Annotated in this window: 9 protein-coding genes; 3 read left to right on the top strand and 6 right to left on the bottom strand. The window is 44.5% G+C overall.

From position 1 onward, the window contains the following. Positions 1–149: 149 nt before the first annotated feature. The 6 genes from R7Q48_RS17510 to zapE all read right to left on the bottom strand — a co-directional run bounded on the left by R7Q48_RS17510 (position 150) and on the right by zapE (position 5,624). A complete protein-coding gene (locus tag R7Q48_RS17510) occupies positions 150–887 on the bottom strand; it encodes a cytochrome c1 (protein WP_213877066.1) in 738 nt (245 codons plus the stop codon). After that, positions 884–2,149: a cytochrome b gene (locus R7Q48_RS17505; RefSeq protein WP_005372880.1), complete on the bottom strand. Its 1,266-nt coding sequence runs from the start codon at positions 2,147–2,149 to the stop codon at positions 884–886. Before R7Q48_RS17505 ends, R7Q48_RS17510 begins: the two co-directional genes overlap by 4 nt. Next, the gene (petA, locus tag R7Q48_RS17500; RefSeq protein WP_005372877.1) at positions 2,149–2,739 is read right to left on the bottom strand and encodes a ubiquinol-cytochrome c reductase iron-sulfur subunit; all 591 of its coding nucleotides are present in this window, start codon (positions 2,737–2,739) and stop codon (positions 2,149–2,151) included. Before petA ends, R7Q48_RS17505 begins: the two co-directional genes overlap by 1 nt. 693 nt (positions 2,740–3,432) lie before the next feature. Next, positions 3,433–3,825, bottom strand: coding sequence for a 30S ribosomal protein S9 (rpsI, locus tag R7Q48_RS17495; protein WP_005372876.1), 393 nt, complete (start codon positions 3,823–3,825; stop codon positions 3,433–3,435). Positions 3,826–3,840: 15 nt separating this feature from the next. Beyond that, complete coding sequence (gene rplM, locus R7Q48_RS17490) at positions 3,841–4,269, bottom strand: 50S ribosomal protein L13 (protein ID WP_005372872.1); 429 nt, start codon at positions 4,267–4,269, stop codon at positions 3,841–3,843. Positions 4,270–4,520: 251 nt separating this feature from the next. Beyond that, a complete protein-coding gene (zapE, locus tag R7Q48_RS17485; RefSeq protein ID WP_151514440.1) occupies positions 4,521–5,624 on the bottom strand; it encodes a cell division protein ZapE in 1,104 nt (367 codons plus the stop codon). Positions 5,625–5,819: 195 nt separating this feature from the next. Here zapE and zapG point away from each other — a divergent pair, with 195 nt between their 5' ends. The 3 genes from zapG to degS all read left to right on the top strand — a co-directional run bounded on the left by zapG (position 5,820) and on the right by degS (position 9,086). Beyond that, a complete protein-coding gene (zapG, locus tag R7Q48_RS17480; RefSeq protein WP_005379861.1) occupies positions 5,820–6,263 on the top strand; it encodes a Z-ring associated protein ZapG in 444 nt (147 codons plus the stop codon). Positions 6,264–6,463: 200 nt separating this feature from the next. Next, positions 6,464–7,831 carry a Do family serine endopeptidase gene (locus R7Q48_RS17475; RefSeq protein WP_025768400.1) on the top strand — a complete coding sequence of 456 codons (1,368 nt, stop codon included), beginning with the start codon at positions 6,464–6,466 and terminating at the stop codon, positions 7,829–7,831. Positions 7,832–8,021: 190 nt separating this feature from the next. Further along, positions 8,022–9,086, top strand: coding sequence for an outer membrane-stress sensor serine endopeptidase DegS (gene degS, locus R7Q48_RS17470; protein ID WP_017633606.1), 1,065 nt, complete (start codon positions 8,022–8,024; stop codon positions 9,084–9,086). Positions 9,087–9,108 lie beyond the last annotated feature (22 nt).

Raw genomic sequence — 9,108 nt, 5'->3', positions numbered from 1 at the left:
TAGCATGAGTAGTTTTACAGGCAAAGCCGAAACGGATGATAACCACCTACTGAAGTAGGTGGTTTAGGGCTGAAAAATAAAAACAATGGAGGCTAAGCCTCCATTGTACATCAATTAAAATTGGGAATTAGCACGGTATTTTAGCACAATTAATGCACATCGCGCCAATACTCTTTCTTGAGCATCACAACAACGATGGTTAGAAGCACTAAGAAGCCCATTACCCACCAGCCTAGAGCATGACGCTCAAGCTGCACTGGGTCACCTGAATAAACTAAGAAGTTAACGAGATCGCCAACCGCTTTGTCATATTCGCCTTCACTCAGCTCACCCGTGCCATCGGTTTCAGTACCAACAACAACTTGTACTTCTTCGCCATCTAAGATTTTCGTATCGTAAATCGGCGTCGGAATGCCCTGTAGCTCTTCAAGCACATGCGGCATACCAACACTCGGGAAGACGATGTTGTTCACGCCGAATGGACGAGATGGATCAACATAGAAAGAGCGTAAGTAAGTGTATAACCAATCAGCACCACGAACTCGTGCAACCAACGTAAGATCTGGTGGTGGAGCACCAAACCAGTTTGCCGCTTGCTTCGGTGGCATAGCATTGACCATTAGATCACCGATTTTCGCTTCAGGATTGAAAATCAGGTTTTCTTTCATTAAGTCTGTTGGAATTTCCAAGTCTGTTGCTACACGCTCGTAACGCTGGTATTGCGTAGAGTGACAAGCAAAACAGTAGTTCATGAACAACTTCGCGCCGTTTTGTAGCGAAGCTTTATCCGTAAGGTCAACATTCGCTTTATCCAGCGGAACATTGGCCCCAGCTGCCATCGCTAGTGATGGCAACATAGCAAATAGAATTACAATCCACTTCTTCATTTGAATGTCACCCTCTCTGGTAATGGTTTGGTTGCTTCATTTTTGCTGTAGAAGAACAGCAACACAAAGAACATGAAGTAACACAAGCTAAAGATCTGAGATAGTAGTGTGTACGTTGGTGTCGCAGGTAACGCACCTAAAATACCCAGAGCGATAAAGGCGATAGTGAACTGTACAATATTCAATAGATGAAGTTTGCTACGGTAACGGTATGAACGAACTTTACAACGATCCAACCAAGGTAGAACAAACAGCACTGCAATTGACGCGCCCATTAGGATAACACCTAATAGTTTGTCTGGAACCGCGCGTAAGATTGCGTAGAACGGCGTGAAGTACCATACCGGAGCAATATGCTCTGGTGTCTTCAGTGGGTTTGCAGCTTCAAAGTTAGGCGGCTCAAGGAAGTACCCACCCATCTCTGGGTTAAAGAACAGCACGTAACAGAAGAAGAACAAGAAACCAGCGACACCAACCAAGTCCTTAACCGTGCCGTACGGATGGAAAGGAATCGAATCAATGATGTCATATTTCTTCGTGTAGTAATCGTGGAACTTGAATTGCGTTTTGTAATCGTCGCCCATTGAGCCTTTTGGCAGCTTAGTTTCGATACCATCCGGGTTGTTTGAGCCTACTTCGTGCAGCGCCAATACGTGCAAAACAACAAGAAGAAGCAAAACGATAGGCAGGGCAATAACGTGTAGTGCGAAGAAACGGTTTAGCGTTGCACCAGAGATGATGTAGTCACCACGAATCCAAAGCGTTAGGTCATCACCGATAACAGGAATAGCACCAAACAGGGAAATGATTACCTGCGCACCCCAGTATGACATCTGACCCCATGGAAGTAGGTAACCCATGAACGCTTCAGCCATGAGAACAAGGAAGATCAACATACCGAAGATCCACAATAGTTCACGAGGTTTTTGGTATGAACCGTAGATCAAACCACGGAACATGTGAAGATACACAACAACGAAAAACGCTGACGCGCCAGTGGAATGCATGTAACGCAGAAGCCAACCGTACTCTACATCACGCATAATGTATTCGATAGACGCAAATGCACCGTCACCTGAAGGAACATAGTTCATCGTTAGCCAAATACCCGTTAGGATTTGGTTAACAAGAACCAGCATCGCCAGAGAACCGAAAAGGTACCAAAAGTTGAAGTTCTTAGGCATTGGGTATTCAGACAAATGCTTTTTATAAGCATTCATTGCAGGAATACGCTTTTCAACCCAATCTAACATTGCTTGCATTATGCATCTCCCTCATCAACACCCACAATGAGCTTGGTATCGCTCAAATACATGTGCTTAGGAACGACAAGGTTCAACGGAGCAGGTACTCCTTGGAACACTCGACCAGCCATGTCGAACTTAGAACCATGACAAGGACAGAAGAAGCCAGATCTTACGCCCTGCACCTGCTCTGAGAAAGAGTCAGGTAGATAGGTTGGTGAACAACCTAAGTGGGTACAGAAACCAACTGCGACGAAAAACTCTTCCTTAATCGAACGAAACTCATTCTGAGCGTACTCAGGCTGCTGCTCCATTTCAGATTGTGGATCGCGAAGCTTATCACCGATCGATTTTAAGTTATCCAGAACGCTTTGAGTGCGGCGAACAATCCATACAGGTTTTCCCTGCCACTCAACACGAACCAGCTGACCTGGTTCAATTTTACTTATATCCACTTCCACCGGTGCGCCCGCCGCTTTGGCTTTAGCACTCGGATTCCATGATTTGATAAAAGGCACGGCGACGGCGACTGCCCCTAACCCACCAACAACTGCCGTTGTAGCGGTTAGAAAACGCCTGCGACCGTTATTTAAAGGCGCGTTGCTCATCCAAACATTCTCCCATTTGCTCCCTTTGGATCGTTATTATTCCGCTTATAAGAGCATGGCTAACAAATAATGAATTTAGTTCTATTTATTGGAGGGAAATGATAAAGAAAACCCTACTTTTTGACAAGATAAAGCTACCTTTTTGTAACATTTGTGAGGCAAATCGCTCGCGTCGTCACAAAAGCGGCAGAATTATAAAAAATTGATGTGATTTGTAACAAGAAAGCACCACATAGAAGCCCCGCTGAAAGCGGATAAAACCTTTTATCTTGGTAGTTTTCAGTTAATTACACAGAGAAATATTTCGTATTACGCGTTCAGCTTACTGTGTTTATATTTTCAATTTTGTAGCACGCAGAATGCTCAAAAAGGAACGTAAGTCATTTTAAAACATGTTACAGGAAGAATAAGATACAAAGACATTCCTGCTGATGAATACATCTATGCTGCATCGCAAGAGAAAGCGTGGTGAGTCGCGATTAAATAAGGCACACATATAAAACGGCACTGACAACCTTTCGACGAAGAGGACGAATAAGAAGGCCTGCTCGGAGTGTGATGATAAGTGAAGGCTGTTCGTTGCTTGAAGACAAGTATGATGTCTTTAAATACAAAAAAGCCCGGCATAGAGCCGAGCTTTTGGTACACAGTTTCCAGAGTAACTCTGAAAGCATAATTCCCGATAAGAGGAAATTAACGCTTAGAGAACTGTGGACGACGACGTGCTTTACGTAGACCAACTTTCTTACGTTCAACGCAACGAGCGTCACGAGTAACGTAGCCAGCTGCGCGTAGAGCAGGACGTAGAGACTCATCGTATTCCATAAGCGCGCGAGTGATACCGTGACGGATAGCACCAGCTTGACCAGAAATACCGCCGCCTTTAACTGTTACGTAAAGGTCTAGCTTTTCAGTTAGTTCAACTAGCTCTAGAGGTTGTTGTACAACCATACGTGCTGTTGGACGACCGAAGTATTCGTCAAGGTTACGCTTGTTTACTACAATGTTACCGCTGCCTGGTTTAATGAAAACACGTGCAGCTGAGCTTTTGCGACGGCCAGTGCCGTAGTATTGATTCTCTGCCATTTTCGAAATCCCCAATTAGATGTCTAGTACTTGTGGTTGTTGAGCAACATGGTTGTGCTCAGCGCCCGCGTAAACTTTTAGCTTACGGTACATAGCACGGCCTAGAGGACCACGTGGAAGCATGCCTTTAACTGCAAGCTCAAGAGCCATCTCAGGTTTACGATCGATCAACTTTTCAAAAGTGATAGATTTTAGACCACCTGGGAATTCAGAGTGACGGTAGTACACTTTGTTCTTAGCTTTGTTACCAGTTACAGCAACTTTCTCAGCGTTGATAACGATGATGTAATCACCAGTGTCAACGTGAGGAGTGTATTCAGCTTTATGTTTGCCACGTAGGCGAGATGCAATTTCACTTGCTAGACGGCCAAGAGTTTTACCTTCAGCGTCTACAACGTACCAGTCGCGTTTTACAGTTTCTGGTTTAGCAACGAAAGTTTTCATGCTAACAATAACCCGTTAATTAAATTTTAAACTTTAAAGGAACACCCAATAGTGCTCCCACACTGTCTAAGAGCCCAGTCATCACCCCTTCGAGTCGTTGGTACTCTCGACCTTCAATTTCGAAATAACTTCGATAATCAGGTCTGCAGTAACGGTGGGTCGCAGGATTATAGAGAAGAGCGAAGAAAAAATCACCTTTTTTTGCGCCAAATCACTAATTTTTTCTTCACTTTTTTAAGAACCCATTGGATCTAGGCCAAATGTTCACGCGCGAGATACTCATGACTTTGCATCTCAGTAAGCCGAGACAAACAGCGCTTAAATTCGAACTCTAACTGCCCGTCAGTATATAAGTCGGCCATTGGCACTTCAGCAGAAATAATCAACTTAACATTGCGCTCGTAAAACTCATCGACTAGCGCGATAAAGCGTCTCGCCGCATCATCTATTTTTCGGTTCATTTGTTGAACATCTGCCAGTAATACAGTGTGGTAAATACGAGACAATTCAATGTAGTCATTTTGACTGCGAGCAGTTTGACACAACTGAGCAAACGACGCATGCAGCACCCCGTCGCTTGCTTCAATCACCGCTAGTTGACGGTGGTTAACTTCGATTTGATGAGCAACAAACTGACGCTCTCCAGTCAGCTGCTGATAATATTTGTTAAGGTTTATGCTAGCCTGCTCATCAAGCGGGTAATGGTATATTTCAGCCTGTTCTAACGTTCTTAAGCGATAATCAACGCCACTATCGACATTCAACACTTCACAACGTGTCAAAATCATATCGATCGCGGGCAAAAAGCGCGCTCTTTGCAAACCGTTACGATATAAGTTCTGCGGCTCGATGTTTGAAGTCGCGACTAGGATCATCTGCCGCTTGAACATTTCTTGAAGTAGCGTTGCAAGGATCATCGCATCAGTAATGTCGGAAACAAAAAATTCATCAAAGCAAACCACATCTGCTTCTTCTTTAAATTTATCCGCCACTTTTGATAGAGGATTTTCGACATCACCTAACAGCTTCAACTCATCATGTACTCGATACATAAATCGATGGAAGTGGACGCGCATTTTTCTTTGGGTCGGTAAAGCATCAAAAAATGCGTCCATAAGGTAGGTTTTACCGCGACCTACCCCACCCCAAAAGTAAAGGCCTTTTGGTGGTTCAGGCTTGTCGATTTTTTTCCCCATTAGCTTTTGCCATTTGGAAAGCTGAGGCACAGGCGCTGACTGAAATTCAACGATAGCATGGTAAAGCTTGTCTAATGCAACGACCGCTTGATACTGAGCTTCATCACGCTGAAACCCGTGTTCTGCTATGTCTTTTTGATATTGTTGTAGTGGTGTCATCGTATTAAGTCGTATAGAGGTATAGAGAAAAGGGTTACCTCGGGGTCAACTTTGAGAATAGAGAGAAGTAGTTATCAGTCCCCGAAGACATACTGCTATTTTTCTTTATCGGCTGTTCAAGCCATAGTAACATGGACGAGCACCGCGTGTAACTAAGTAGTAAAAGACTTGTTAAAACAACTATAAGGAGCAGTTATGCCTTGGATTTATGCCATTGTGGGTTTGCTGGTCGGTACAATCGTAGGCGTAGTCATTAGTAGACTAACCACCCCTGAATACAAGAAACAAAAGTCTGTGCAGAAAGAACTTGAAGCGGCCAAGTTTGAATTAGAGCAACAACGTCAAGAGCTCGTCGATCATTTTGCACAAACCGCAGAAATGTTGGACACCCTAGGTAAAGATTACACCAAGCTATACCAACATATGGCCAAGACCTCTTCTGAGCTTTTGCCAAACTTACCAGAACAAGACAACCCGTTTGATAAGAAAACGGCAATGTCATCTGAAACCATTGCAGAAGATCAACCAGAGTTTAACGAACAACCAAAAGACTACGCTAATGGCGCCACCGGTCTTTTGAAGGATCAAGAGAAAGAAATCATTAATGCTCCCGAAGCGGTAACCGCAAAAGCATCATAATCCTCTCTTACTTCTATCTAGGGCCGATACATTTGTATCGGCCCTTTTTTGAACTTTTTCACCTCACCTTCGCTCTAACTTGGATGTGCACTGCCTCCCCTTTTGATTATCCGAACTAGACCCTATATTAGTTATTAACAAAGTGAACGAAACGTTCGGATATTTCTTTTTGGCAGACATGTTTCAAGAGGAGTTATTGGATGAAAAAACCACTGCTTGCGCTCACCGTTCTATCTCTGAGTTTGGGTTCGATTATTGCCCCAGTTCAAGCCACTGCCGCATTACCTTTGAATGTGGATGGCCAACAGTTACCTAGCTTGGCACCAATGCTTGAGAAGGTGACCCCAGCTGTTGTGAGTATTGCTGTAGAAGGTAAACAAGTACAAACCAGCCGCATTCCCGAGCAATTTCAATTTTTCTTTGGCCCAGACTTTCCTATGGAACAAAGGCGAGAGCGCCCGTTCAGAGGTTTAGGGTCTGGTGTCATTATTGATGCGAAGAAAGGCCATATTGTCACTAACTACCATGTGATCAAGGGCGCAGATGAGATTCGAGTTCGCCTCTTTGACGGGCGCGAGTATGACGCTACGCTCGTTGGCGGTGATGAAATGGCCGATGTTGCGTTACTTAAATTAGAGAAAGCGAAAAACTTAACGCAGATTAAAGTCGCGGATTCCGACAAACTGCGTGTCGGTGACTTTACGGTTGCGATTGGTAACCCATTTGGGCTCGGTCAAACCGTAACTTCGGGTATTGTTTCAGCCCTTGGCCGTAGTGGCTTAAACGTTGAAAACTTCGAAAACTTCATCCAAACCGATGCCGCAATTAACAGCGGTAACTCTGGTGGTGCATTGGTCAACCTTAATGGTGAGCTGATCGGTATTAATACTGCGATTTTAGGCCCTAACGGCGGTAATGTGGGTATTGGCTTTGCGATTCCATCAAACATGATGAAAAACCTCACTGATCAAATTCTAGAGTTTGGTGAAGTCAAACGCGGCATGTTGGGTGTGCAAGGTGGCGAAGTAACCTCTGAGCTAGCTGATGCATTGGGTTACGAGTCGAGTAAAGGGGCCTTTATTGGTCAAGTCGTACCGGACAGCGCAGCCGATAAAGCAGGGTTAAAAGCCGGTGACGTAATTGTATCGGTGAACGGCAAAGCGATTAATACTTTCTCAGAGCTCCGCGCAAAAGTGGCAACACTGGGCGCAGGTAAAGAAATCACATTAGGTGTGGTTCGAGATGGTAAGAATAAAACCTTTGATGTAACGCTTGGCGAATCTACGAATATGAAAGCTAAAGCGGAGACATTACATGAGGGACTCAAAGGTGCGGAATTAAGCAATACAACACCAAGTGATGTAATCCAAGGTGTTAAAGTATCGAGCGTTGCAGATAACTCTCCGGCTGCTCAATATCAATTACAACAAGGTGACATTATTATCGGTGTGAACCGTCAACGAGTGAAAAACCTTGCCGAGCTTCGTACAATCGTAGAGAAACACAAAGGTGTACTGGCTCTTAATATTCAACGTGGTGAACGTACTATTTATCTTGTCATTCGTTAACCACTTTCAAAGTGATAGGAAATAAGGTTTTCGATGCATAGTACTGAGTGATAAGGCTCGATCACTTTTCCTTATCACTCAATAACTAATGAAAAGGGCAGCGCGATGACGTGCTGCCCTTTTGTTATTTTTCAATGTAATGCTATTCTTCATCTTCGATGCCATTTTGGCGCTCACGCATGGAGAGGATATGCTCAGCTTTTTATTACGTTCTGTCTTTTTAGGCTTGGCTACTGCCGCAGTGGTATTACTGGCGGTTCCATCTTTGCGCAACAACGTAATTCCTGCCGCGCTTGATCCTCAACCTGTTAATATCGCATCAGTCGAGTTGACGTTTAATCAAGCAGTCCGAAGAGCAGCGCCTGCCGTGGTAAACATCTACAGTCGTAAGTATGTTGAGAATGATCGCAGTAAACTCTCGACTCAAGGTCTGGGGTCAGGTGTCATTGTTAGTGAGAAAGGCTACATCATTACTAACTATCATGTGGTTGCTCAAGCTGATCAAATTGTTGTGGCATTACAAGACGGCAGAGCCGCAGCGGCTCAGCTCGTAGGGACAGATAAACGTACTGATATAGCCGTACTGCGTGTCGAAGGTTCGAATTTGCCCGTAATCCCTCTGAACTCTAATTACAAACCACAAGTGGGCGATGTAGTACTAGCCATCGGTAACCCATACAACCTTGGACAAACCACAACGTTCGGCATTATTTCTGCCACAGGTCGTTCATCTATTAGCGATGGTCGTCAAGCATTCATTCAAACCGATGCAGCCATCAATGAAGGTAACTCTGGTGGAGCCCTAGTGAACACACAAGGCGAGCTCGTCGGCATTAATACCGCCTCTTTTCAGCAAGCAACAGACTTAGAAACTTACGGTATTTCTTTTGCTATCCCTGCGCCGCTAGCCAGTAAGATCATGCAGAAAATCATCGCTGATGGCCGCGTGATTCGTGGTTATATTGGAATCGACGGCCAAGACATTAATGCGGTCACTGCTCGCCTACTTGGAAATGAACACATAGGTGGTATTGTCGTACTTGGTATTGATCCAAATGGTCCAGCCAATGCGGCTGGCTTTCAAAAACAAGATATCATTATCAGTATTGATGGCAATAAAGTTCAGGGACGTCAGAGCGTTATGGATATCGTCACCGATTTACGGCCTGGCACCACCGTGGACGTCGGTATCATTCGTAAAGGAAAAGAGATGACCTTGAAAGTCACCATTGCTGAAGACAAGCAAGAAGCATAAAAAATCCCAGCCATTGGCTGGG

Source organism: Vibrio sp. 378, assembly GCF_033339435.1.
Note: the sequence above shows the minus strand (reverse complement) of the source record. Positions and strands in the feature narration are given on the sequence as shown.

Excerpts from the sequence above, each read along its gene's own strand:
- R7Q48_RS17510 (WP_213877066.1), bottom strand. The coding sequence starts at position 887 with ATGAAGAAGTGGATTGTAATTCTATTTGCTATGTTGCCATCACTAGCG.
- R7Q48_RS17505 (WP_005372880.1), bottom strand. The coding sequence starts at position 2,149 with ATGCAAGCAATGTTAGATTGGGTTGAAAAGCGTATTCCTGCAATGAAT.
- petA (WP_005372877.1), bottom strand. The coding sequence starts at position 2,739 with ATGAGCAACGCGCCTTTAAATAACGGTCGCAGGCGTTTTCTAACCGCT.
- rpsI (WP_005372876.1), bottom strand. The coding sequence starts at position 3,825 with ATGGCAGAGAATCAATACTACGGCACTGGCCGTCGCAAAAGCTCAGCT.
- rplM (WP_005372872.1), bottom strand. The coding sequence starts at position 4,269 with ATGAAAACTTTCGTTGCTAAACCAGAAACTGTAAAACGCGACTGGTAC.
- zapE (WP_151514440.1), bottom strand. The coding sequence starts at position 5,624 with ATGACACCACTACAACAATATCAAAAAGACATAGCAGAACACGGGTTT.
- zapG (WP_005379861.1), top strand. The coding sequence starts at position 5,820 with ATGCCTTGGATTTATGCCATTGTGGGTTTGCTGGTCGGTACAATCGTA.
- R7Q48_RS17475 (WP_025768400.1), top strand. The coding sequence starts at position 6,464 with ATGAAAAAACCACTGCTTGCGCTCACCGTTCTATCTCTGAGTTTGGGT.
- degS (WP_017633606.1), top strand. The coding sequence starts at position 8,022 with ATGCTCAGCTTTTTATTACGTTCTGTCTTTTTAGGCTTGGCTACTGCC.